Source organism: Streptosporangium canum (assembly GCF_900113865.1).
GTDB lineage: Bacteria > Actinomycetota > Actinomycetes > Streptosporangiales > Streptosporangiaceae > Streptosporangium > Streptosporangium canum.
Window position 1 is genome coordinate 1 of record NZ_FOQY01000023.1, and the last position, 23,482, is coordinate 23,482.

21 protein-coding genes are annotated in these 23,482 nt (G+C 72.1%); 13 read left to right on the forward strand and 8 right to left on the reverse strand.

The window, feature by feature from the left end; translation table 11 throughout:
• From iolB to pdxR, 5 genes are all read right to left on the reverse strand, one after another.
• The coding region (gene iolB, locus BM085_RS28090) for a 5-deoxy-glucuronate isomerase (RefSeq protein WP_093889895.1) at positions 1 to 753 on the reverse strand (753 nt) is incomplete at its 3' end.
• A 67-nt stretch (positions 754 to 820) separates the two neighbouring features.
• Complete coding sequence (locus BM085_RS46220) at positions 821 to 1,027, reverse strand: Cgl0159 family (beta/alpha)8-fold protein (RefSeq protein ID WP_177245313.1); 207 nt, start codon at positions 1,025 to 1,027, stop codon at positions 821 to 823.
• The gene (locus BM085_RS28100; protein WP_093889896.1) at positions 1,024 to 1,911 is read right to left on the reverse strand and encodes a TIM barrel protein; all 888 of its coding nucleotides are present in this window, start codon (positions 1,909 to 1,911) and stop codon (positions 1,024 to 1,026) included. The genes BM085_RS46220 and BM085_RS28100 overlap by 4 nt, the downstream gene beginning before the upstream one ends.
• Positions 1,908 to 2,246, reverse strand: coding sequence for a hypothetical protein (locus BM085_RS28105; RefSeq protein WP_245789743.1), 339 nt, complete (start codon positions 2,244 to 2,246; stop codon positions 1,908 to 1,910). The genes BM085_RS28100 and BM085_RS28105 overlap by 4 nt, the downstream gene beginning before the upstream one ends.
• Before the next feature lie 113 nt (positions 2,247 to 2,359).
• The gene (pdxR, locus tag BM085_RS28110) at positions 2,360 to 3,793 is read right to left on the reverse strand and encodes a MocR-like pyridoxine biosynthesis transcription factor PdxR (RefSeq protein WP_093889897.1); all 1,434 of its coding nucleotides are present in this window, start codon (positions 3,791 to 3,793) and stop codon (positions 2,360 to 2,362) included.
• A 67-nt stretch (positions 3,794 to 3,860) separates the two neighbouring features.
• On the opposite strand from pdxR, the gene BM085_RS28115 reads away from it, so the two are divergent.
• The 3 genes from BM085_RS28115 (at position 3,861) to BM085_RS28125 (ending at position 7,351) form a co-directional block, all read left to right on the forward strand.
• Positions 3,861 to 4,862, forward strand: coding sequence for a DMT family transporter (locus BM085_RS28115; RefSeq protein ID WP_245789744.1), 1,002 nt, complete (start codon positions 3,861 to 3,863; stop codon positions 4,860 to 4,862).
• A gap of 366 nt (positions 4,863 to 5,228) precedes the next feature.
• Complete coding sequence (locus BM085_RS28120; protein ID WP_093889899.1) at positions 5,229 to 6,881, forward strand: fumarate hydratase; 1,653 nt, start codon at positions 5,229 to 5,231, stop codon at positions 6,879 to 6,881.
• Between the two features lie 56 nt (positions 6,882 to 6,937).
• Positions 6,938 to 7,351: a TIGR03668 family PPOX class F420-dependent oxidoreductase gene (locus BM085_RS28125; RefSeq protein WP_093889900.1), complete on the forward strand. Its 414-nt coding sequence runs from the start codon at positions 6,938 to 6,940 to the stop codon at positions 7,349 to 7,351.
• Between the two features lie 140 nt (positions 7,352 to 7,491).
• Here the strand turns inward: BM085_RS28125 and BM085_RS28130 are convergent, their stop codons facing one another.
• Positions 7,492 to 8,007 carry a GNAT family N-acetyltransferase gene (locus BM085_RS28130; RefSeq protein WP_177245314.1) on the reverse strand — a complete coding sequence of 172 codons (516 nt, stop codon included), beginning with the start codon at positions 8,005 to 8,007 and terminating at the stop codon, positions 7,492 to 7,494.
• 153 nt (positions 8,008 to 8,160) lie between these two features.
• Here BM085_RS28130 and BM085_RS28135 point away from each other — a divergent pair, with 153 nt between their 5' ends.
• The 10 genes from BM085_RS28135 (at position 8,161) to BM085_RS28180 (ending at position 20,615) form a co-directional block, all read left to right on the forward strand.
• Positions 8,161 to 8,769, forward strand: coding sequence for a superoxide dismutase (locus BM085_RS28135; RefSeq protein ID WP_093889994.1), 609 nt, complete (start codon positions 8,161 to 8,163; stop codon positions 8,767 to 8,769).
• Positions 8,770 to 8,838: 69 nt separating this feature from the next.
• Positions 8,839 to 9,972 carry a serine/threonine-protein kinase gene (locus BM085_RS28140; protein WP_093889902.1) on the forward strand — a complete coding sequence of 378 codons (1,134 nt, stop codon included), beginning with the start codon at positions 8,839 to 8,841 and terminating at the stop codon, positions 9,970 to 9,972.
• Positions 9,973 to 10,007: 35 nt separating this feature from the next.
• Positions 10,008 to 11,831, forward strand: a complete 1,824-nt coding sequence (locus tag BM085_RS45370; RefSeq protein WP_093889903.1) for a serine/threonine-protein kinase — start codon at positions 10,008 to 10,010, stop codon at positions 11,829 to 11,831.
• A gap of 36 nt (positions 11,832 to 11,867) precedes the next feature.
• Positions 11,868 to 13,259: a class II fumarate hydratase gene (locus tag BM085_RS28150; RefSeq protein ID WP_093889904.1), complete on the forward strand. Its 1,392-nt coding sequence runs from the start codon at positions 11,868 to 11,870 to the stop codon at positions 13,257 to 13,259.
• A gap of 29 nt (positions 13,260 to 13,288) precedes the next feature.
• Complete coding sequence (locus BM085_RS28155) at positions 13,289 to 13,675, forward strand: tautomerase family protein (protein ID WP_093889905.1); 387 nt, start codon at positions 13,289 to 13,291, stop codon at positions 13,673 to 13,675.
• Between the two features lie 278 nt (positions 13,676 to 13,953).
• Positions 13,954 to 14,700, forward strand: a complete 747-nt coding sequence (locus BM085_RS28160) for a 3-hydroxybutyrate dehydrogenase (RefSeq protein ID WP_093889906.1) — start codon at positions 13,954 to 13,956, stop codon at positions 14,698 to 14,700.
• A gap of 49 nt (positions 14,701 to 14,749) precedes the next feature.
• A complete protein-coding gene (locus tag BM085_RS28165; RefSeq protein WP_245789746.1) occupies positions 14,750 to 16,663 on the forward strand; it encodes a helix-turn-helix domain-containing protein in 1,914 nt (637 codons plus the stop codon).
• 219 nt (positions 16,664 to 16,882) lie between these two features.
• Positions 16,883 to 18,199, forward strand: a complete 1,317-nt coding sequence (locus tag BM085_RS28170) for an MFS transporter (protein WP_093889908.1) — start codon at positions 16,883 to 16,885, stop codon at positions 18,197 to 18,199.
• Between the two features lie 19 nt (positions 18,200 to 18,218).
• Entirely contained in the window at positions 18,219 to 19,232 is a 1,014-nt protein-coding gene (locus tag BM085_RS28175) for an alpha/beta hydrolase (RefSeq protein WP_093889909.1), read from the forward strand.
• A gap of 3 nt (positions 19,233 to 19,235) precedes the next feature.
• Positions 19,236 to 20,615, forward strand: coding sequence for a tannase/feruloyl esterase family alpha/beta hydrolase (locus BM085_RS28180; RefSeq protein WP_093889910.1), 1,380 nt, complete (start codon positions 19,236 to 19,238; stop codon positions 20,613 to 20,615).
• Here BM085_RS28180 and BM085_RS28185 read toward each other — a convergent pair.
• Positions 20,600 to 22,576, reverse strand: a complete 1,977-nt coding sequence (locus BM085_RS28185; RefSeq protein ID WP_093889911.1) for a glycosyltransferase family 2 protein — start codon at positions 22,574 to 22,576, stop codon at positions 20,600 to 20,602. The two genes, BM085_RS28180 and BM085_RS28185, sit on opposite strands and share 16 nt — an antisense overlap.
• 60 nt (positions 22,577 to 22,636) lie before the next feature.
• Positions 22,637 to 23,341 (reverse strand): aggregation-promoting factor C-terminal-like domain-containing protein, encoded by a 705-nt coding sequence (locus tag BM085_RS44690; RefSeq protein ID WP_177245315.1) that lies wholly within the window; start codon positions 23,339 to 23,341, stop codon positions 22,637 to 22,639.
• Positions 23,342 to 23,482 lie beyond the last annotated feature (141 nt).

The window sequence follows — 23,482 nt, forward strand, 5'->3', positions numbered from 1 at the left end:
GGCGTGCCGGGGGTCGTCGCAGAAGGCCATGGACCGCTGGGGGGCGGGCCCGGCCAGCACGTTGAGGTAGTACAGGTCGTAGCCGGGGGCCGCCATCGACGGGCCGTGGTAGCCGTGCGGGACCAGCACCACGTCTCCGCCCGACACCTCGGCCAGCGTGTCGTGGGTGCCGTAGACCCGCTGGTAGCCGGGGCCGCCCTCGAAGTAGTAGATCTCCTCCAGTACGGCCTCGCGCTCGGAGGCGGTGTCGTGCTTGTGCGGCGGGTAGGACGACCAGTTGCCGCCGGGGGTGAGCACCTCGACCGCGACGAGCTTGTCGCAGTCGAAGGCGTCCGGGGCGCAGAAGTTGTTGACCTGGCGGCTGGCCTGGCCGGCGCCGCGCACCTCGACCGGGACCTCGCGCGCCGGGCCGTACCGGACCGGGAAACTCCTGCTCGCACGGGCCGCGGGGAACGCGAAACGGCCCGTGCCGGTGATCCGGGCGGTCGCGCCGACGGGCAGGTAGGCGAAGTCGCTGACCGCGTGGAAGACCGAGGTCCGGCCGTGCAACGTGAGCCGCACCCCGTCGCACTCGACCTCGCACGAGCCCGACAGGGGCAGGACCAGCATCTCCTCGTCACCGGTGGTGAACTCCACGCTCTCGCCGGACAGGCAGAGCAGGCGGAGCCCGGCGTAGGCCCACCCGGCCGACTCGGGAGTGACGAACAGCGCCCACGGGGCCAGGGCCGTGCTGCCCGCGGGGATGAGGGTCATGGCCTCTCCTCCTCTCGCGGCCCGTCGAGACGTGACGTTCCAGCACTGTGCCTGCCCGATCGCTCGCTCAAGCCACCTCCAGCATCGCCGCGCCGGTGTCGACGGCCGCTGCCACGCCGTCATCGGAGGGATACCGCAACGCGCGGCCGACCACAAGCCCCCGCACCCCGGGAAGCCCGAGTGCTTCGCGCCAGGCGGTGCGTGCCCGTCGGGCAGTGTCCCCGGGGTCGCCGCCGTCCACCCCCGTCCGGCCCATGGCCAGGACCTCGATCATGCCGGCCCGGGGAACCGCTCGTCCCGACCGCCCACGAGCCCCCGCAGGTACGCCAGGCTCTCGCGGACGTTCTCCCCGGGGCCGTCGTCGTCGCCGGGGCCGAGGACGACGTCCTGCTCCATGACGTACCAGCCCGCGTATCCGGCGGCTCCCAGGCCGGCGACGATGCCGGGGACGTCCACGTCGCCGCGGCCGAGCGGGCGGTAGATCCCCGCCTTCACGGCCTCGGTGTAGGACAGCTCGCCGGCCCTGACCCGCCCGGCGAGGGCGGCGTCGACGTCCTTGAGGTGGACGTGCGCGACACGGCCCGCGGCGCGGGTGACCAGCTCCGCGGGGTCGGTGCCGCCGATGAGCAGGTGGCCGGTGTCCAGGCAGAGCGGGACCGCGCTGCCGTCGAGCACCCGGTCCACCTCCTCGGGATTCTCCACCATGGTCCCCACGTGCGGGTGCAGCGTGACCGTGCGGCCGAACTCCTTGGCGTTCTTGAGGATCCGGCGCAGGTTGGTCAGCAGGGTCTTCCAGCCGCTCGCCGCCAGGGCGGGCCTGGCGTCGTAGCTCTCGCCGCCGGTGGACGCGGCCAGCACGACCACCTCCACATCGCCGTCCCTGAAGGCGCGCATGGCGGCCCGGACCTCCGGGAGCGGGTCGTGGTGGGGGTCGTGCAGGACCACGGGGACGAAGCCGCCGACCGCGCGCAGGCCGTACCCGTCGAGCAGGGAGCGGCAGCGCGACGGCGAGGGCGGCAGGAAGCCCTGGGGTCCCAGCTCGGTGGCGGTGAGGCCCAGCTCCCGCATCTCGGCGAGCACCTGGGAGCGGTCGAGCTGGCGGCCCCAGCCGGGGACCTCGCACACGCCCCAGGAGATGGGGGCACCGGCCGTCTTCAACTGATTACCTCCGCTGTGCGTACCGGACGTCCTTCGTGCCTGGAGAGCTCGGCGGCCTCCGCGAGGTGGAGCGCGGCCAGGGCGTCCTCGACTGTGCAGGAACTGTCCGTCTCCCCGCGCGCGGCGCCGGGAAACGCGCGCATCTCCGCGATGTGGGCGGCGTCGAACCTGGTGACGAAGTCCGGCCGTGGTTCGCCGGGTGGCTGCGGGCCCTCGGCCGCCCGCGCGGCGTCCGCGTCGGCCACCACCAGCTCGTCGACCCAGGGGTGCGCGGCCGGCGTCGCGGCGTGGAATGCCCCGATCCGGCCAATTCCCAGCAGACCAACACGCATCATGCCTCCGAGGGAGATAGCGGCTGGTCTCCAGTTCTAAGCGAAGAGATCGGAAGCCGTCAAGGCTTTGTCAGGACATACGGATGATCTATCATCTGCGGCGCGGAGCCTCGCCGTCAGCGCCGCAGCCCGGCCGCGAAAGCGCGGATGGCCTGGTCGGCGCGGTGGACGGGGAGGCGGGCGAAGCCCATGACCAGGGCGGGCGGTCCCGGGGTGCCGCGCATCGCCCCCACCGGCTCGGCGGCGAGGCCGCACGCATGGGCCGCCTCGGCGGCCTGCGGCTCGTCGCAGCCGCCGGGGAGTTCGGCGAACAGGTGCAACCCGGCGGAGACGCCGTGCACCCTGACCGCGGGGAGGTGCTCGGCCAGTGCCCGCACGAACGCGTCGCGCCGGGCGCGGTACTCCCGGCGCATCCTCCTCAGGTGCCGGTCGTAGCCGCCGTTGCCGATGAAGTCCGCCAGCGCGTACTGCTCCAGGACCGGCGAGCCCAGATCCAGCTCGCCGCGGGCCCGCCGTACCGACTCGGCGATCTCCGGCGGGGCCACCACCCAGCCCAGCCGGAGCCCCGGGGCGAGGGACTTGCTCACGCTGCCCGCCAGGACCACCCGGCCGGGGGCGAGCCCCTGCAGGCAGCCCACCGGGTCGCGGTCGAACCGGAACTCCGCGTCGTAGTCGTCCTCAAGGATCGTCGCGCCGGTCCCGGCGGCCCACTCGATCAGCTCGGCGCGGCGGCGGGGGGAGAGCACCACTCCGGTGGGGTACTGGTGGGCGGGGGTCAGCAGCACCGCCCGCACCCCGGTCGCGGCCAGGGCCCCGACGTCGACGCCCTCCCCGTCCACCGGGACCGCGACCGGGTCGGCCCCCGCCGCGCGGAGCAGCGGGAGCTGGCGGCCGCTGGTCGGGTCCTCGACGGCCAGCCGGATCCGGCCGGGGGGCGCGAGGCGGTCGACGGACCGGTTCGGGTCGTGGCCGGCCCGGCCCTCGGGGAGCTGCCCGGCGAGCGCCCGGACCGTGAGGCTCAGCCCCTGGGCCACCCCACCCACGATCACGATGTCGTCGGGGCCGGCGTCCGCCGCGCGGACCCTCCGCAGATAGCCGGCCAGCTCCTCGCGCAGGCCCGGGACGCCGCCGGGGTCGCCGTAGTCCAACGCGTCGGCGGGCAGGGTCGCCAGGGCCCGCCTGATCGAGGCGAGCCACCGCTCGCGCGGGAAGGCGCTCAGGTCGGGGGTCGTGGAGCGGCGTCCGTAGTACGGCTCGCCGCCGGGCACCAGGGGGTCGCGCAGGGGCGTGCCCGGGAGTCGGCTCGCCGCCGGGGCCACGCTGGTGCCCACGCCGACCCGGGAGATCAGCAGTCCCTCCGCGACGAGCTGCTCGTATGCCTCCACGACCACGCCGCGCGACAGCCCCAGGTCCCTGGCCAGCTCCCTGCTGGCGGGCAGCCGCTCGCCGGCCGGGAGCCTGCCCCGCCGTACGGCCTCCCGGAGCTCGCGGGCGATCTGCCCGGCGATCCCACCCGCCGCCCGGTCGACCACCAGATGCAGATCGGCCAATTGGTCCTCTTTTTCAGCGCTCGATTGGACCCTGTACGGGAACCATTGGCTTCCTAGCATGGCCGACATGAGGACAGATGTCAGTATCGCCGCCCCTCCGTCGCGGATCCGAGGCCTGAGCCAGGCGGCGGGGGCCATGTTCCTGGTCGGCACCCTGGCCGGGGTCTCCGGCGTGATCCAGGATTACCCGGTCTACGGCGGTCAGGCCCTCCGCTACCTGCTCGCCGCCGCCATCCTGCTCGCCGTCGCCCGGCTCGCCGGCCTGCGGGCCGTACGGCTCACAGCCCGCGAGGGCGCGCTGCTGGCCGCGCTGTCGCTGTTCGGACTTGTGATCTTCAACGTCTGCGTGATCGAGGCCACCCGGCACGGCGGCCCCGCCCTGGTCGGCACCGTGCTCGGCACCGTCCCGCTGGCGCTGGCGCTGCTCGGCGGCCGGCCCTCCCCCCGCGTCCTGGGAGCGGCGGCGGTGGTGGTGGCCGGGGCGACGCTGGCCACCGGGCTGGGCAGCGGCGACCTGCCGGGGCTGATGTGGTCGCTGGGCGCGCTGTTCTGCGAGCTCTGCTTCTCGCTGCTGGCCATCCCGCTGCTGCCCAAGCTGGGGGCGGTCCGCGTCTCGGCCTACTCGGCCGCGCTGGCCGTGCCGCTGCTGGCCGTCACCGGCCTGCTCCTGGACGGCACCGCGATGCTGCGCGTGCCGACCCTCCCCGAGGCCCTGGGCCTCGGCTACCAGTCGGTGATCGTGACCACCGTCGCCTTCTTCCTCTGGTACGACGCGCTGCCCCGGATCGGCGCCGCGACCGCGGGGCTGTTCGCCGGGCTGATCCCGGTCGGCGCCATCGCCACCGGAGCGGTCCTCGGCCTGGGCACGCCGTCGGCGCCCGACCTGCTCGGAGCCGCCCTGGTGGTCGCCGGGATCGTCATCGGACTCAGTGCGGCTGGTCCGCCTGCGACTGCGACTGCGGCAGGCTCGCCCGCTGCTGGGGGACGTCAACCTGCTGCTGGGGCAGGTTCACCGGCGGCTCCGGCCAGCTCACCGGCCACTGGGGCGTCTGGCCGTCGATCTCCCTGATGTTTCTGAGCGTGAGGATGATCAACGAGGCGGTCAGTCCGACGATCACGACAACCGCGATTATCGCGATCATGACGATATTGCTGCTCATGATGGTGTTGGCGGCGTCCATGGTGCCCTCCGGCTTCCGCCTGATGTGTAACCCGGTCCTTTTCCAGCTTCCTCTGTGTCTTCGGACATATGGGGACAATGGACGCCATGGGCACCTAATGCTTATCCCAAATACTGATTTTTCAGCTCATAACACCCCGACACCTGTGCCGTGGCGAGCTACCCGCCCCCTCCCCGACCGCGACAGCCGAGCGCGACGGGGAGGCCGTACCCTCTAGGAGGACCGAAGGCCCCCGGCACGGAGGATCGAAGACGATGCCCGAGTTCGACTACACCGACCTGCTCCCCATGGGACCGGATGAGACGCGATACCGTCTGATCAGCGCCGAGGGGGTGCGCGTGGTCGAGGCTGCGGGCCGCAGGTTCCTGGAGGTCGAGCCCGAGGCGCTCCGGCTGCTGACCGAGACGGCGATCCACGACATCTCCCACTACCTCCGGTCGTCCCACCTCGCCCAGCTCCGCAAGATCATCGAGGACCCCGAGTCCAGCGGGAACGACCGCTTCGTCGCCCTCGACCTGCTGAAGAACGCCTCGATCTCGGCCGGCGGCGTGCTCCCGATGTGCCAGGACACCGGCACCGCGATCGTGATGGGCAAGCGCGGCCGCCACGTGCTCACCGACGGCGCCGACGCCGAGCACATCTCACGCGGCGTCTACGACGCCTACACCAAGCTGAACCTGCGCTACTCCCAGATGGCCCCGATCACCATGTGGGAGGAGAAGAACACCGGCTCCAACCTCCCCGCGCAGATCGAACTCTACGCCGAGGACCCCCACGGCCACCCGGACGAGTACAAGCTGCTGTTCATGGCCAAGGGCGGCGGCAGCGCCAACAAGTCGTTCCTGTACCAGGAGACCAAGGCGGTCCTCAACGAGAAGCGGATGCTCCAGTTCCTGGAGGAGAAGATCCGTTCCCTCGGCACCGCCGCGTGCCCGCCGTACCACCTGGCGATCGTCGTCGGCGGCACCTCCGCCGAGTTCGCCCTGAAGACGGCCAAGTACGCCAGCGCCCGCTACCTGGACGCCATCCCCACCGAGGGCTCGGCCAGTGGTCACGGCTTCCGCGACACCGAGCTGGAGGCCAAGGTCTTCGAGCTCACCCAGAAACTCGGCATCGGCGCCCAGTTCGGCGGCAAGTATTTCTGCCACGACGTCCGCGTCGTCCGCCTCCCCCGCCACGGCGCCTCCTGCCCGGTCGCCATCGCGGTCTCCTGCAGCGCCGACCGCCAGGCCCTGGCCAAGATCACGCCTGAGGGGATCTTCCTGGAGCAGCTGGAGACCGACCCGGCGCGGTTCCTGCCGGAGACCACCGACGAGCACCTGTCGGACGACGTCGTGCGGATCGACCTCAACCGGCCGATGCCGGAGATCCTCGCCGAGCTGACCAAGTATCCGGTCAAGACCCGCCTGTCCCTGAGCGGTCCCCTCGTCGTCGCCCGCGACATCGCCCACGCCAAGATCGGCGAGCTGCTCGACGCCGGCGGCGAGATGCCGCAGTACCTCAAGGACCACGCGGTCTACTACGCCGGTCCCGCCAAGACCCCCGAGGGCTACGCCTCCGGCTCCTTCGGCCCCACCACCGCCGGCCGCATGGACTCCTACGTCGAGCGCTTCCAGGCCGCCGGCGGCTCCAAGATCATGCTCGCCAAGGGCAACCGCTCCAAGCAGGTCACCGACGCCTGCGCGGCCCACGGCGGCTTCTACCTCGGCTCCATCGGCGGCCCCGCCGCCCGCCTCGCCCAGGACTGCATCAGGAAGGTCGAGGTCCTGGAGTACCCCGAACTCGGGATGGAGGCCGTCTGGCGGATCGAGGTCGAGGACTTCCCCGCCTTCATCGTCGTCGACGACAAGGGCGAAGACTTCTTCAGCGACTCGACCGGTCCCGTCCTGTCCATCGGCCGCCGATAGCCCGCGGGCCACGGCCGGTGGGCCGTGGCCCGTCCACCGCGAGGTTGAATGGCGGGATGGACGAGCTCCAGGCCCGCGCCCGGTTCCGGGACGCCCGGGTCGCCCGGCTGGCCACGGCCGACGCCCGCGGCAGGCCCCACCTGGTGCCCGTCACCTTCGACCTGGACGGCGACACGGTCGCCTTCGCGGTCGATCACAAGCCCAAACGCACGACGGACCTCCGTCGCCTGCGCAACATCGCGGCCAATGACCGGGTCTGCCTGCTGGTGGACCACTACGACGACGACTGGACGCGGCTGTGGTGGGTCCGCGCGGACGGGAGGGCCCGGGTCGCCGGGGACGGCGCGGACCGGGAACGGGCCCTCGCGCGTCTGGCGGAGCGCTACCCGCAGTACCGCGACCGCCCGCCCCGGGGCCCGGTGGTCCTGATCGCGGTGGAGTCCTGGACGGGCTGGTCCTACGAGGGGTAGACGTGCCCCGCGTCCAGCCGGGCCCGCCGGTCCGGAAGGCGTGGTCGCCGGAGGGGTCGACGGACGTCCCACCGCCTCGACATACGGAGGGGTCGACGGACGTCTCCCGCCTCGACATGACGGTCCGGGATGTGCGGGGGTCAGGCGTCGGGTGAGAGGTAGATCCGGAAGGCGTCGCCGCCGACCGTGAACTCGCGGAGGCAGCTCCAGCCGAGACGTTCGTAGAGGCGGACGGCGGTGGTGGCCTTCGGCGAGGTGACCAGCCAGGAGCCGCCCGCGTCGGCGATGACGCGCCGGACCAGGGCGGCGCCGATGCCCTGCCCGGCGAAGCGGGGGTCGACCGCGACCTCGTGGACCTCGAAACGGGAGGTCAGGACCGACAGGTCGCCGACGGCGCCGGCGATGGGGAGGTAGAGGCGGTCGACCGGCCAGGGGTCCGGGGTCGGGAAGCCGTAGGTGAACCCGGCGGGCTCGCCGGCCAGATAGGCGACGTCGCAGCGGAAGCCGGACATCCGGGAGTGAGAGGCCAGCCGGCCGGTGAAGGCGTCGATCTGGTCAGGGGTCTCGTGCCACGGCGGCGGTGCGAACGCCGCCGTGTAGACCGATCTCAACGCCGCGGTGGCAGGCACTCGATCGAACGTCAGCCCCACAGCCACGAGACCCCCTCTGGACCAAACCGACATCTGCCATCATGAAGTAGTTGCGAGATATTCGCAATAACTGGGAGACCTAGGTCGCAAGACCGATGCAGATGCATGAAGGTTGCAATAGTGTCCGAAGGAGCAGTGATCAACGAGGAGGTAGACCCCATGGGTGAGTACACCCTTCCGGATATGCCCTACGACTACGCGGCACTGGAGCCCGCGATCACCGGCGAGATCCTGGAGCTGCACCACTCCAAGCACCACGCCGCCTACGTCAAGGGCGCCAACGACACGCTGGAGCGGCTGGCCGAGGCCCGCGACAAGGGCGAGTTCGGCGGGCTGGTCGGGCTGGAGAAGACCTTCGCCTTCAACCTGTCCGGGCACGTGCTGCACTCGATCTTCTGGCAGAACCTCTCCCCCGACGGCGGCGACCGCCCCGACGGCGAGCTGTCCGCGGCGATCGACGAGCACTTCGGCTCGTTCGAGGCCTTCCAGAAGCAGCTCACCACCGCCACGGCCGGCGTCCAGGGCTCCGGCTGGGGCATCCTGGCCTGGGAGCCGCTGTCGCGCCGCCTGGTGATCGAGCAGGTCTACGACCACCACGGCAACGTCGGGATGAACACCACCCCGCTGCTGGTCTTCGACGCCTGGGAGCACGCCTACTACCTGCAGTACCGCAACGTGCGCCCCGACTACGTCGAGAAGCTGTGGAGCCTCGTCAATTGGTCGGATGTCACTCAGCGTTTCTCAACTGTCACGAGCGCGAAAATCTGACCGAAGAAGGCAAGAAGATTCGGCCCGGTCTCTACTGGTCGCATTACGCAAATCGGTAAGCTGCCCCACATGCGTGCGCCGTCCGGATATCTTCTCGCAGCGCGCTACCGGCTGTCAGAACCGGTTGGGCGCGGCGGCATGGGCACCGTCTGGCGAGCGCACGACGAGCTGCTCGACCGGGAGGTGGCCGTCAAGGAGGTGCGGCTGCCCCTCGTCCTCGACGAGGAGTTGCGGGCGGAGCTGTGCGCCAGGACCGAGCGCGAGGGCCGGGCGACCGCGATGGTCGCCCACCCCTCGGTGATCACCGTCTTCGACGTCGTCACCGAGGACGAGCGCCCCTGGATCGTGATGGAGCTGCTCCGGGCCAGGTCCCTGGAGCAGCTCCTCCAGGACCGGGGCCCGCTCCCGCCGCGCCAGGTGGCGGAGATCGGGCGGCAGGTGCTGGGCGCGCTGCGTGCCGTGCACGCCAAGGGGATCCTGCACCGCGACGTCAAGCCCAGCAACGTCCTGGTGACCGACGACCGGGCGGTGCTCACCGACTTCGGCCTGGCCGCCCTCGAAGGCGACGTGTCGATCACCCAGGCGGGCATCGTGCTCGGTTCGGCCGGATACATCGCCCCCGAGCGGGTGCTGGGCGCCAAGGCCCACCCCTCCGGCGACCTGTGGTCGCTCGGCGCCACCCTCTACACCGCCGTCGAGGGCCGCGGCCTGCACGGACGCCGTACGGCCGCCGCCGCGCTGGCGGCGCTGACCAGCGGCGAGCCCATCCCGATGGAGAAGGCCGGGCCGCTGACCCCGGTGCTGCAGGGCCTGCTCAAGATCGACCCGAACGCCCGGCTCGACGCGGTGCGCGCCTCGCTGATGCTCTCCCGGGTGGCGGCCGGCGGATCGGCCGAGGAGCCGATCGCCCGGGCCGCGAGCAGGACCGTCAGGAGCACCGCGACGATCACCGTCCCCTCGTTCAACCGCCGTCCGCAGCACCGCGGGACGCATCGGGTCGGCTCCGCGCCGATCCCGGCCCCGTTGCCCGTGCCGACCCCGGTGCCGCACCCCCGCGGGCACCGGCGTCCGGCCGAGGGCGTGCACCGCAAGCCGTCGGAACGCCCCCCTGCTCAGCGCCCGTTCATCCGATTCATGACGCCTTTCATACGATTGATGCTCCCGCGTCTTCTGTGGCCCAGGGAACTTCGTAAGCGCGGATAAAGCGATCTTCAACCAAGAATCGCTATCTTCTTCTCATGCCGGAACAGCAGACGCGCGTGCTCGCTGACCGCTACGAGCTGATCGCACCGCTCGGCCGGGGCACCATGGGCACGGTTTGGCGTGCCTACGACCGTTCCCTGGGCCGTGAGGTCGCAGTCAAGGAGATCCGCCAGGAGTCCGGGCTCAGCGAAGCACAGCGCGCCGAACTTCGAGAGCGCATGATCCGTGAGGGGCGTATGGCTGCCCGCATCAGCCATCCCTCCGTGGCCACCGTCCACGATGCGATCATCGAGAACGGCAGCCCGTGGATCATCATGGAGCTCGTGCAGGCGCGCTCCCTGGAGCAGGTGATCGAAGAGGAGGGGCCGCTGCCGCCCCGGCTGGTCGCCGAGATCGGGGTGGACCTTCTCGGCGCGCTGCGGGCCGCCCACGCCCAGGGGGTGCTCCACCGCGACGTCAAGCCCGGCAACGTGCTGATCACCGAGAGCGGCCGGGTGGTGCTCACCGACTTCGGCATCGCCAAGGCCGAGGGCGACACCAACCTCACCAAGACCGGCATGGTGATCGGCTCCCCCGGATACACCGCGCCCGAGCGGGCCCGCGGGGAGCACACCGGCCCCGAGTCGGATCTCTGGTCCCTCGGCGCCACGCTGTATTTCGCGGTGGAGGGCCGGCCGGCCTACGAACGGTCCTCGGTGGCCGAGACCCTCGCCGCGCTGATGACCGACAGGGCCGACCCGCCGACCCAGGCCGGGCCGCTCCGCCCCGTGCTCGAACAACTCCTGGAGCGGGACCACACGGTACGGCTGGCGCCCGCCCAGGCGGCGGCGATGCTCCGGGCGGTGGCCGACACTCCTTCGACCTCGGTGGACCCGGCGTTCGTCACGCCGGTGATCCCCGTGAAAGCGGCAGCCCCCGTGAAACCAGTGACGCCCGCGACTCCCGCCCCGCCGGCTTCCGCCGCCGCGTCCCCGGCGGACGAGGAGTTCGACGCCGACCGCACCATGCTGGTCATCCGCCCCAAGAACGGCCTCCGCCTGCCCGGTAGCGGGCCGGCCCCGGCCGCCGCGGAACCGCCCCCGCCCCTCGCCCCGTCACAGCGGAGCGACCCCCTGCCGGGGACGCCGGTGGCCTGGGGGCCCGGGTCCCCCGCGGGACCACGTCCGGGAGTCTCACCGGATGACCGTCCGACGGACCATGGGTGGCTGCCCGGTCACGCGGACCCCGCTCCGCCGGGTTCCCGGCAGCAGCCCGGACCGGGAGGAGCCGGCGCGGGCCACCCGCAGCAGGCCGGACCTGGAGCGCCGGCGGCAGGACCTCCCTGGCAGCCCGGACCGGGAGCACCCGCGGGAGGTCACCCCTGGCAGCCGGGACCGGGAGGACCCGGCGCGGGCCATCCGCAGCAACCCGGACCGGGGATACCTGGCGCGGGCCATCCGCAGCAGGCCGGACCGGGAGTGCCGGCGGGAGGACCTCCCTGGCAGTCCGGACCGGGAGCACCCGGCGGAGACCAGTCGCAGCGGCCCGGACCGGGAGCGTCCGACCGGGGGCACGGTCTGGGGACCGAGCTGTTCGCGATCGCGGGACAGGGCGGCAAGGGAGAGCAGACGACCACACCCGCCAGGACCCGGGTCGGTCTGATCGTCCTCATGGGGGTGGCGGCCGTCGCCCTGGTGGTGGTCGTGATCGTGGCGGTGGCGGCCTTCGCGAACAAGGGCAGAAGCGGGGCGGCGCCCGCCGTACCGTATCCGGCGGCCGCCGCGCCGGCGGCCGTCCAGGCCGCCACCGGGAACGCCCCCGTCCGGGACGGCGCGTCCCCGCCGGCCTCCCCGGTCAGAGACGAGCACCACTCAAGTTGAATTTCCGCTTTATCTCGCAGGACGCAGACTGGACTGATGAGCGAGTATCGGATCGAGCACGACTCGATGGGTGACGTACGGGTCCCGGCGGACGCGAAGTGGCGGGCGCAGACCCAGCGGGCGGTGGAGAACTTCCCCATCTCCGGGCGGGGGCTGGAGAGCCCGCACATCGCCGCGCTCGGCCTGATCAAGGCGATCGCCGCCGAGGTCAACGCCGGGCTGGGAGTCCTGGACAAGGAGCTGGCCCAGGCCATCGCCGAGGCCGCCACCGACGTCGCGGAGAACGAGTGGGACGGCGAGTTCCCCATCGACCTCTTCCAGACCGGCTCCGGCACCTCCTCCAACATGAACGCCAACGAGGTGATCGCCACCCTCGCCGAGCAGCGGCTGGGCCGCGCCGTCCACCCCAACGACCACGTCAACGCCTCGCAGTCGTCCAACGACGTCTTCCCCACCTCCATCCACGTCGCCGCCACGACCGAGGTGACCTACCACCTCATCCCGTCCCTGAGGCACCTGGCCACCGCGCTGCGGGAGAAGTCGTTCGAGTTCGACCAGGTGGTCAAGGCCGGCAGGACCCATCTGATGGACGCCACCCCGGTCACGCTCGGCCAGGAGTTCGGCGGCTACGCCACCCAGATCGACAACGCCATCGCCCGGGTGCGCAGTGCGATCCCCCACCTCGCCCAGCTCCCGCTGGGCGGCACGGCCGTCGGCACCGGCATCAACACCCCGCCCGGCTTCGCCTCCCAGGTCATCGAGAAGCTCCGCGAGGCCACCGGTCTGCCGTTCTCCGAGGCCCCCGACCACTTCGAGGCCCAGGGCGCCCGGGACGCCGTCGTGGAGCTCTCCGGCCAGCTCCGCACGGTCGCGGTCTCGCTCAACAAGATCGCCAACGACCTCCGCTGGATGGGCTCGGGCCCCCGGGCCGGACTCGGTGAGATCAACCTGCCCGACCTCCAGCCCGGTTCGTCGATCATGCCCGGCAAGGTCAACCCGGTGATTCCCGAGGCGGTGTGCATGGTCGCCGCGCAGGTCATCGGGAACGACGCGGCCATCGCCTTCGCCGGAGCCTCGGGCACCTTCGAGCTCAACGTGATGCTGCCGGTCATCGCCCGCAACGCGCTGGAGTCCATCCGGCTGCTCGCCAACGCCTCCCGGCTGCTGGCCGACCGCTGCGTCCACGGCATCACGCCCAACACCGAACGCCTCCGCGAGTACGCCGAGTCGTCCCCCTCGATCGTCACGCCGCTCAACCCCCACATCGGCTACGAGGAGGCCGCCAGGATAGCCAAGCAGGCCCTGGCCGAGCGCAAGACCATCCGCGAGGTCGTCATCGAGCGCGGCCACGTCGCCGGCGGCGCACTCACCGAGGAGCAGCTCGACGCCCTCCTCGACGTGCTGTCCATGACCCGGCCGCCGTCGTAGGCCGCCCGCTCCGCTGACAGACTCGGATCATGACCCAGATCAAGTTCTACGGCCGCCGCGACGTCTGGTCCGGACTGCGCCAGGAGTTGTCGGACACCGTGCACGGCTGCCTGACCGAGGTGTGGCGGCTCCCCGCGGACAAGAGGTTCCACCGGTTCCTGCTGCTGGACGCCGAGGACCTCCTCTGCCCGCAGCGCGGCGAGCGGTATCTGATCGTGGAGATCATCTGTTTCCAGGGCCGGTCGGACGAGGCCAAGCGGGACCTGATCCGCACCCTGTTCGCCCGCGCCCAAGAGCGGCTCGACCTCCCGGCGGAGGACCTGGAGATCGTGATCCTGGAGTCACCCCAGGTCAACTGGGGCATTCGCGGCGTGCCCGGCGACGAGCTGGCGCTCACCTACCCGGTGACCGTCTGATCGTCGCGGGCCGTAGCCGCGGTGAAGCACCCGCGGCTACGGTCGACGGAGCATCCGGGTATGTCGGCCAATCGTCAGGCCACTGCCTTCCAGTGCCATCTGCCACTCGCGTAGCGAACGCATTCGTAGCGCTTGGTGTGGGCGGCGTGGCGCATGGAGTAGCCGTACTTCGCGCACCAGGCGCCCGGCGGGATCCGTCCCGCACACATAGGTCGCGGCAGGACTATGGTGGCCGGCGACATGGGCCGGGATTCGGCTGATTGCCTAGATTCGGCAGCATGAACGACCTAGCGGGGCGGCGAGCCGTGGTGACCGGGGCGGGCAGCGGGATCGGGCGCGCCTGCGCGCAGCGACTGGCCGCCGCCGGAGCGCATGTGGTGGTGGTCGACATGGACGCCGAGGCCACGGCGAAGGTGGCCGCGGAGGTCTCCGGGACACCGATGGTCGCCGACCTGTCGGCTCCGGACTTCGTGGACGCGCTGCCGGACGGCGTGGACATCGTGGTGAACAACGCCGGGTTCCAGCACGTCGCGCCGGTCGAGGACTTCCCGCCGGAGATCTTCTCGAAGATTCTCAAGGTCATGGTGGAGGCGCCGTTCCTGCTGGTCCGAGCGGTTCTGCCGGGAATGTACGAGCGGGGCTGGGGACGGATCGTCAACATCTCCTCGGTCCACGGGCTCCGCGCTTCGCCCTACAAGTCGGCGTATGTCACCGCGAAGCACGCGCTCGAAGGGCTGTCGAAGGTCATCGCCCTGGAAGGCGCCCCGCACGGCGTCACCTCCAACTGCGTCAGCCCCGCCTACGTCCGCACCCCGCTGGTGGAGAACCAGGTCGACGCCCAGGCCGAGAGCCACGGCATCGGCAGGGACGAGGTCGTCGAACAGATCATGCTGGCCCCCGCCGCGATCAAGCGGCTGATCGAACCGGAGGAGGTCGCCGAGCTGGTCGCCTACCTGTGCGGCCCGCACGGCTCGTTCATCACCGGGACCTCCCTGCCCGTGGACGGCGGCTGGACGGCACGCTGAACCGCGGCGCGGCGTCGCCATGAGAAGCCTCACCATGAGAATGGAAGACATGAGCGCACGGGTCTTTCTCGAACTGCTGGCCAGGGAGGCGTCGGCGGTCGAGTTCGAGGGGCCCATCCTGGCCGCCAGAGCCGGTGGGGCCGACGCGGCGACGCTGGCCGAGCTGGAGGAGGCCAAGCTCGCCGCGCTGAAGGTGCGGGCGCTGCTGCGGCGCAGGGCCAAGCGCGAGGCCGAGCTGTCGGCGCTGTTCGACACCGCGGGCGACCTGGCCGGCCTGCGGGACCTCGACGCCGTACTCGAAGCCATCGTGCACCGTGCCAGGCAGCTCCTGGGCACCGACGCCGCCTACATGACACTGCACGACCCCGAGCGGGGCGACACCTGGATGCGGGTGACCGACGGGTCGGTGTCGGCCAAGTTCCGCGCGCTCCGGCTGGCCATGGGCGCCGGGCTCGGCGGGCTGGTGGCCCAGACCGCCACGCCGTACGCGACGGCCGACTACTTCGCCGACGAGCGTTTCCGCCACAAGTTCCACATCGACGACGCGGTGACGGAGGAAGGCCTGGTCGCCATCCTGGGCGTGCCGCTCAAACTCGGCGCGCGTGTCATCGGGGTGCTGTTCGCGGCCAACCGGAGCGTGCGGCCGTTCACCCAGGACGAGGTGGTGCTGCTCGGCTCGCTGGCCGCGCACGCGGCGGTCGCGATCGACAACGCCCGGCTGCTGCAGGAGACCAGAAACGCCCTGGAGGAGCTCAGCGAGGCCAACCGGCAGGTGAACGCGCACAGCGAGGCCGTGGAGCGGGCCGCGCTCGCGCACGACCGGATGACCGGGCTGGTGCTGCGCGGCGGCGGGGTCGAGGACGTCGCCGCCGTGGTCACCGAGGTGCTCGGCGGCTCGCTGGTCGTGCTGGACGACGTGGGGCGGCCGATCACCGGCGACGCGGGCGGACTGGCGGCGGGCATGCCCGCGGGGGAGGACGGCCCCGCGGAGGCACGGCAGGGGCCCGAGGCGACGGCGGCCGTGATCGCGGAGGCCGCGCGGTCGTCCCGGGCGCTGGGCCGTACCGTCAAGAAAGGCAACCTGCTGGTCGCCTCGGTGGACGTGGGGGCCGAGCCGCTGTGCACGCTCGTGCTGCGGGCCGACGGCCAGGTGGCGGACACCGACCAGCGCATCCTCGAACGGGCCGCGCTGGTCACCGCGCTGCTCCTGCTGTTCCGGCGGACGGTGGCCGAGGCGGAGGGCCGGGTCAGGGGTGAGCTGCTCGACGACCTGATCTCCCGTCCCGCCCTCGACGGCCTGGTCCAGCGGGCCCGGCGGGTCGGGGTGGAGCTGGAAGCCGACCACGTGGTGGTCGTGGTCCGCCACGGCGGACGGCGCGAGCGCGCCGCCTTCTGGGCCTCCTCCCAGGCCACGCTGAGCCACGGCCTGGCGGCGCTGCGCGGGGACGAGGTGGTGCTGCTGCTCCCCGGCGACAGGCCCGGTCACCTGGCCAAACGGGTGGCGGCCGAGCTCAGCGCCTCCCTCGGCCACCCCGCCACCGCGGGCGCCTCCGGCCCGGTGCGCGGTCCCGCCGAGGTCGCCGCAGCCCACCGCGAGGCACAGCGCTGCGCCGACGCCCTGCTGGCCCTGGGCCGCGCCGGGGAGGGCGCGAGCACCACCGAGCTGGGCTTCGTCGGGCTGCTCGTCGGCGACGGACGCGACATCGAGGCGTTCCTCGGCTCGGCGCTCGGACCGGTGATCGGCTACGACGCCCGCAGGGGCACCGCCCTGGTGCGCACCCTCACCGCCTACTTCGGCACGGGCGGCTCGCTCTCCCGTACGGCCGAGGCCCTCCACATCCACGTCAACACCGTCACCCAGCGGCTGGACAGGATCGCCCAGCTCCTCGGCGCCGACTGGCAGGACCCGGAGCGCGCCCTGGAGATCCAGCTCGCCCTCCGCCTCCACCGCCTCAGCCACTAGGCCGAACGCCCCTCACCCGGCCCCACAGCCCCTCCCGGGGGCCTGTGGGGCCGGTCGGCGCGCCTTCCTCCCCTGCCCTCCCCCGGAGCTCCGCGCGCCGGACGGGGACATCCACATAGCCCGACCTCCCGGTATGGAGGCCGGACCCATAGGAGTGACACCGGTCACTACGTACCGTGAGCCGACATCCCCCAACAGCGCTACCCATTGGTGAGTGAGATGTCAGACAAACCCCGCACCCCCATCGGAAAGATCGTCGCGGCCAGCCTGATCGGCACGACGATCGAGTGGTATGACTTCTTCCTGTACGGCTCCGCCGCCGCGCTGGTCTTCCCCGCGCTCTTCTTCCCCGAATCGGACCCGCTCACCGGCACCCTGCTGGCCTTCCTCACCTACGCGGTCGGCTTCGTCGCCCGCCCGCTGGGCGCGCTGGTCTTCGGCCACTACGGCGACCGGCTCGGCCGCAAGAAGCTCCTGGTCATCAGCCTGCTGATGATGGGTGGCGCGACCTTCCTGATCGGCTGCCTGCCGACCCACGCCGCGGTCGGCATGGCGGCCCCGCTGCTGCTGACCGCGCTCCGGCTCGTCCAGGGCTTCGCCCTCGGCGGCGAGTGGGGCGGCGCGGTGCTCATCGTCTCCGAGCACGGCGACACCGAGCGGCGCGGCTTCTGGGCCTCCTGGCCGCAGGCCGGCGCCCCCGGCGGCAACCTGCTGGCCACCGCCGTCCTCGCGGTCCTGACCGCGGTCCAGCCCGCCGAGGCCTTCCAGACCTGGGGCTGGCGCGTGCCGTTCCTGCTGTCGGGCGTGCTGGTGCTGCTCGGCCTCTGGATCCGGCTGTCCATCAGCGAGTCGCCGATCTTCCAGCAGGCCGTCGCCAACGCCAAGCCCTCGCAGAGCATGCCCATCGTGGAAGTCTTCCGGTACCACTGGCGTGACGTGATCACCGCGATCGGCGCCCGCTTCGCGGAGAACGTCTCCTACTACGTGCTCACCGCGTTCGTACTGGTCTACGCGACGACCGAGGCCGGGCTGTCCAAGCCCGTCGTGCTCAACGCGGTGCTGATCGGGTCCGCCGTCCACTTCTTCTCGATCCCCCTGTGGGGCGCGCTCTCCGACAAGCTCGGCCGCCGGCCGGTCTACCTGCTCGGCGCGGCCGGGGTGGGCCTGTGGTCCTTCGCCTTCTTCCCGCTGATCGACACCCGGAACTTCGCCGCGGTCACCCTGGCGGTGACGGTCGGCCTGATCCTGCACGGCGCGATGTACGGCCCGCAGGCGGCGTTCTTCTCCGAGCTGTTCGCCACGCGGATGCGCTACTCCGGCGTGTCGATCGGCGCCCAGCTCGCCTCGATCGTCGCCGGCGGCCTGGCCCCGCTGATCGCGGTGGCGCTGCTGGGCGCCTACGGCTCCTCGTTCCCGGTCATGCTCTACGTGGCCGGCGCGGCCGCGCTCACCATGATCACCGTGTTCGTCTCCCGCGAGACCCGGGGCCGTGACCTCGCCACCCTCGGCGCCGCCGAGCACTCCACCACCCGCTGAGCCGTACGGAGAACATTCGATGCACCTGGACAACCGGCGGGTGCCCACCGCCCGGATCACACAGAACGTGCTGTCGGCCGGCGAGACCGGGGGCGAGGCGGTCCTGTTCGTGCACGGGAACGTGTCGAGCGCCGCCTTCTGGCGGGGCACGCTGGCGGCCCTGCCCGGCGGCTACCGGCCGCTGGCGGTGGACCTGCGGGGCTTCGGCGACACCGATCCCGCGCCGGTCGACGCCACCCGCGGCCTGCGGGACTACTCCGACGACGTGCTCGCGCTGATCGACGCCCTCGGCCTCACCGGCGTGCACCTGGTGGGCTGGAGCTTGGGCGGCGGGGTCGTGCTCCAGGCGCTGCGCGACCGGCCGTCCGCCGTGCGGAGCGTGACGCTGGTCAACCCGGTCTCGCCGTACGGCTTCGGCGGCACGCACGGGCCGGACGGCGCGCTGAACCACCCCACCGGGGTGGGCGGCGGGGCGGGGGCGGCCAACCCCGACTTCGTGCGGCTGCTCGCGGCCGGGGACCGCTCGGACGACTCCCCGGTGTCACCGAGGAACGTCTTCCGGAGCACCTACGTCAAGCCCGGCACGGTGGTCGAGGACGAGGACGCCCTCGTGGAGTCGATGCTGTCCACCAGGGTCGGCGAGGACAACTATCCGGGCGACACGGTCTCCTCCGACGTGTGGCCGGGGGTCGCCCCGGGCACGCGAGGAGTGCTCAACGCGCTCGCCCCCACGTACTTCCGGCTGGACGACCTGCACGTGATCGACCCCAGGCCGCCGATCCTGTGGATCAGGGGCGGGGCCGACGTGATCGTCTCCGACACCTCGCTGTTCGACCTGGCCCACCTGGGCGCGCTCGGGGTCGTCCCCGGCTCGCCGGGCACCCCGGCACAGCCGATGGTCACCCAGATCCGGGCCGCGCTGCGGCGGTACGGCGACCACAGCGAGGTCGTCCTCGCCTGCGGCCACAGCCCGCACATCGAGCGGCCCGAGGAGTTCCGCGCCGCCCTCGTCGACCACCTGAAGCGGAGCTGACCGATGCGCACACCGTCAGAGTCCCGCGGGCGCGCCGTGCCCGCCGCCCTCACCGCCGTCATCACCGCCGCCGCCCTGCTGGCGGGCGCGCCGGCCGCCGGCGCCGGAGTCTCCACCGGCCGGAACGCGCTGGACGGGCACTGCGCGCGGCTGGACCGGGTGACGGTCCCGGGGGCCGAGCACCAGGTGAAGGCCTGCCTGGACGACCTCACCACGGCGGGCACGGCGGCCTCCGGGCACACCGACCCGTCCGACTGGGCGGGGCTGCACCCCGCGGGGGCGGTCAATCCGAAGGACGTACCCGGCATCCAGGTCGACGGCTACTTCCCCGACACCTCGACCTCCAACACCACCCACGGCTGGAACCACGACTCCCAGTTCGTGCTCCGGCTGCCCGACAGGTGGAACGGCGGCCTGGTCGTGGCGGGCACCCCCGGCAACCGGGAGCAGTACGCCAACGACTTCACCATCTCCGACTGGGCGCTGGCCAAGGGCTACGCCTACGCGGTGACGGACAAGGGCAACGTCGGGGTCGCCTTCCACCGGGACGGCCGCCGGCCGGGCGACGCGGTCGCCGAGTGGAACCAGCGGGTCACCCAGGTGGCGCTCGCCGCCAAGGCGACCATCGCGCGGCGCTACGGCAGGCCTCCCGAGCGGACCTACGCCGCGGGCATCTCCAACGGCGGATACCTGGTCCGCTGGCAGCTGGAGAACCGGGCCTGGCTGTATGACGGCGGGGTCGACTGGGAGGGCACGCTCTGGCGGGTCAAGGGCGACAACCTGCTCACCTTCCTGCCGCCCGCGCTACGGGCCTACCCGAAGGGCGACACCCAGGCGATGTACGACGCCGGGTTCGCCAGGGGGTCGGAGTTCCTGTGGCCCTTCCATCACCAGTACTACTGGGACCTCACCCAGCGCCTCTACCGCGAGGAGCTCGACCCGGCCTTCGACGGCGACACCGAGGCGGGCACGCCCTTCTGCGCCTCGGGCACCCCGGCCTGCGACGCCGACTACGACTACGACGCGCGCAGGCCGTACCGGGCGGTGGAGAGGATCGGGCTGACCGGCCGGATCGGCAAGCCGCTGATCACGATCCACGGCACGCTCGACACGCTGTTGCCGATCTCCCGTTCCGGGGACGTCTACGCGGACATGGTCGGCGACCGCCGGCCGTTCCGGTACTACCGGATCACCGACGGCACCCACGTGGACAGCCTCTACGCCGCCTACCCGGACAGGCTCCGCCCGCTGCTGCCGTGCTTCCGCGGCGCGTTCGAGGCCCTGGAGGGGTGGGTGGAACGGCGGCAGAGCCCGCCGCCGAGCGCGACCCTGCCGCGTCCGGCGGGCGGGGAGCTCGTCAACGACTGTCAGCTCGGCAGGTAGCGCTCCTGCACGGTCCGGGTCATCCGGGCCGCGTTCCGGGCCCCGGGCATCCGCAGCGCCACGCGCTTGAGCAGCCGGTACCGGGGCGCGGGCGGCACGGCGGCGGACTCGTGGATCTCCACCCGGCCGCCGCGGCCCATCACGACCCGGAAGCGGAGCCCGGTCTCCTGGCCGTCCACCCGCAGGAACGGCACCCAGTCGCCCGGGGCGAGGGCGCCGTCGCGGGGCAGCAGCCGGATGGGGACCTTGGCGACCAGCCGTCCGGCGTGCTGTCCGGGCACGCCCGGCTCGACCAGGGCGGGCGCGCAGACCTCGCGCTCCCGGCGCACCGCGTGGCGCAGCACCAGCTCGGCGGGCGGGCCCCCGCTCGGCGGCACGTACGGCACGGGCACGACGACGAAGACGTGCTCGCGCTGCCGGGTGATCGTCGTTCCCGATGAGACCAGGACGATCGACTCGGCGAACGAGCGGGGCTCCACGCAGACGCCCAGCTCGCCCCTGTCGGACCACCAGGGGATGACCAGCCGCTTGGAGTAGTCGGCCAGCACCCCGGTGCAGTTCAGCGGGGACCCGGTGACGCGGGTGCGCGCGTGGTGGGCTCCGCCGTACATGCGCACGTGGATCTCCCAGAGGCCGGGCGGCAGCGGGTGGCCGAGGGCGGCGGAGCCGACGTCCAGCCGGGCCGTGCCGGTGGCCTGCAGCCTGACCCCGTTGCGGTGGCGCGAGCGCAGCATCGAGCAGGCCACCGGGAGGAAGTAGACGAGGCCGGTGTCCTCGTGCCTGACGTAGACCTCGAACCGGGCGCGGGAGGCGGCCTGGGAGACGTCGGCCATCTCGGGTGCGAGACGGAGGCCGTCGAGGGGCACGGGCGGCTCCCAGAGCAGGCCGTCCTCGCCGTACGGCAGGAAGCGGATCGGGGACCCGTCCCCCCGCATGATCTCCACGGCGAGGCCCATGATGAACACGCCGTCGTCCCAGACGACCTCCCTGAGGTCGGCCTGCAGGCGGGTGCCGCGCATGGCCTCGGCCAGCACGACCAGCTGGTCGAGCCGGCCCGCGCGCAGCAGGGCGGCGCGGGCGCGCAGGTGCACGGGCAGGTGGGGGTCCAGGCGCGGGGGGAAGCGCTGGACGGCCAGTTCGCGCAGGGCGGTGAAGACGGCCGCCCGCTCCCTGGAGGAGGCGGACAGGAACCTCCCTCCCCCCAGCCGGCGCAGCACCGAGGTGCGGAACCAGTGCGCGTACATCCGGTCGCGCCGGCGTCCCGCGGGGACCTCGAAGTCGATGATGTCGAGCAGCTCGCGCAGTTCCGCGCCCCAGACGTAGGGGTCGGTCCGCGGCTCGGGACGCTCGTCGACGTGGCAGCAGACCTGGTCGGCCAGGATGGCGATGACCTTGGCCCGCAGGTAGGCGCGGATCGCGAAGGCCTGCTCGGCCAGCCGCCCGCCGGGGTCGGCGAAGCTCAGCACCTCGGCGTCCAGGAAGGTCTTGCGGTAGAGCTTGTGCGGCGTGAGCAGCGAGAGCAGCCGGTCCCTGAAGAGGTCGGCCCGCTCCCGGTTGCCGTCGAACACGGTGGAGGGCGGCCCCTGGTCGTTGACCAGGCGCCCGATGAGGATGTCGGCGTCGGTCCCCACCGCGCGCTCGTACATCCGTTCCAGGGCGGTCCGTTCCAGGCGGTCCGTCTGCCCCATCAGGTAGACGTACTCGCCCTTGGCGATCGCCATCCCGACGTTGCGCGCGCGCATCGGCGAGCCGTCGGGGCCCAGATGGAGCACCCGCACGTTCGGCCGCACCGCCGCGACGGAGTCAAGACGCTGCTGGATCCCGTCGTCCGACCCGTCGTCGGCGAAGATGACCTCGTATTCCTCCGAGGGCATCGACTGCTCCAGCACCGAACGGATACACGCGTCGGCGCTATCACCGGGGTTGTGCACCGGCACCACCACGCTGACCTTCACATCCATGCGGCCAAGCGTGCGATGCCCACGGCCGGGAGACGGCCAGACTTGCCGACTCCTGGTGTCTCAGTACCAGCCCTTGGCCTGGGAATGGCCCCAGGCACCACAAGGCGTACCGTAACGGCCCTTGATATAGCCGAGTCCCCACTCGATCTGGGTGGCCGCGTTGGTCTGCCAGTCGTTGCCGGCGCTGGCCATCTTGTGCCCGGGCAGCGACTGGGGGATGCCGTAGGCGCCGCTGTAGCGGTTCATCGCCCGCTCGTTCCAGCCGCTCTCCTTCATCCAGAGCTTCTCCAGGCAGCCCCACTGGTCGGCCCAGCCGCGCGCGTCCAGCATCTGCTTGCCCAGCGCCTTGTTGCCGGTGGGGTTGGCGGTGCCGGGCGGGAGCTGCTGCGGGTCGAAGCCGCCGCCGCCGGGCGCCTCCGTGGGGATCACGATCGGGTCCAGCTTCTTGCGCTTGCCGCGCTCGGCGGCCAGCTGGTTCTCCTTGAGCGCCTGGGCCGCCTGGGCCTTGAGGATGTCGGACTCGGGGTCGGCGCCGAACGGGTCGTCGCCGAGCATCTTCGACAGGTCGTCCAGGCTGAGCGGCGCGGGCGGCGGGGCGGAGGCGTTCTGGATCGCGGTGTAGACGGTGAAGCTTCCACCGCCCACGAGGACCACGGCCACCGTGCCGAGGATGACGGCACGCTTGGGGGTCAGCCATCCCTGCTTCTTCGCCCTGACCGGCTTGCCGGCCGTACGGCGGGGGCGGGGAGCCGAATGCTCCTTCAAGTGCGGCGGTCCTGAACTCACGACCTATGAGCTTGCCGTGGACAGGGGGGTGGTCCGCAACCCGAACGGGAGAGTTGGTTGGGGTTCCCCCGCCTGTCCGCCGATTTTTTTACCGCCTACTGGCTGGTTACATGGTCTTTC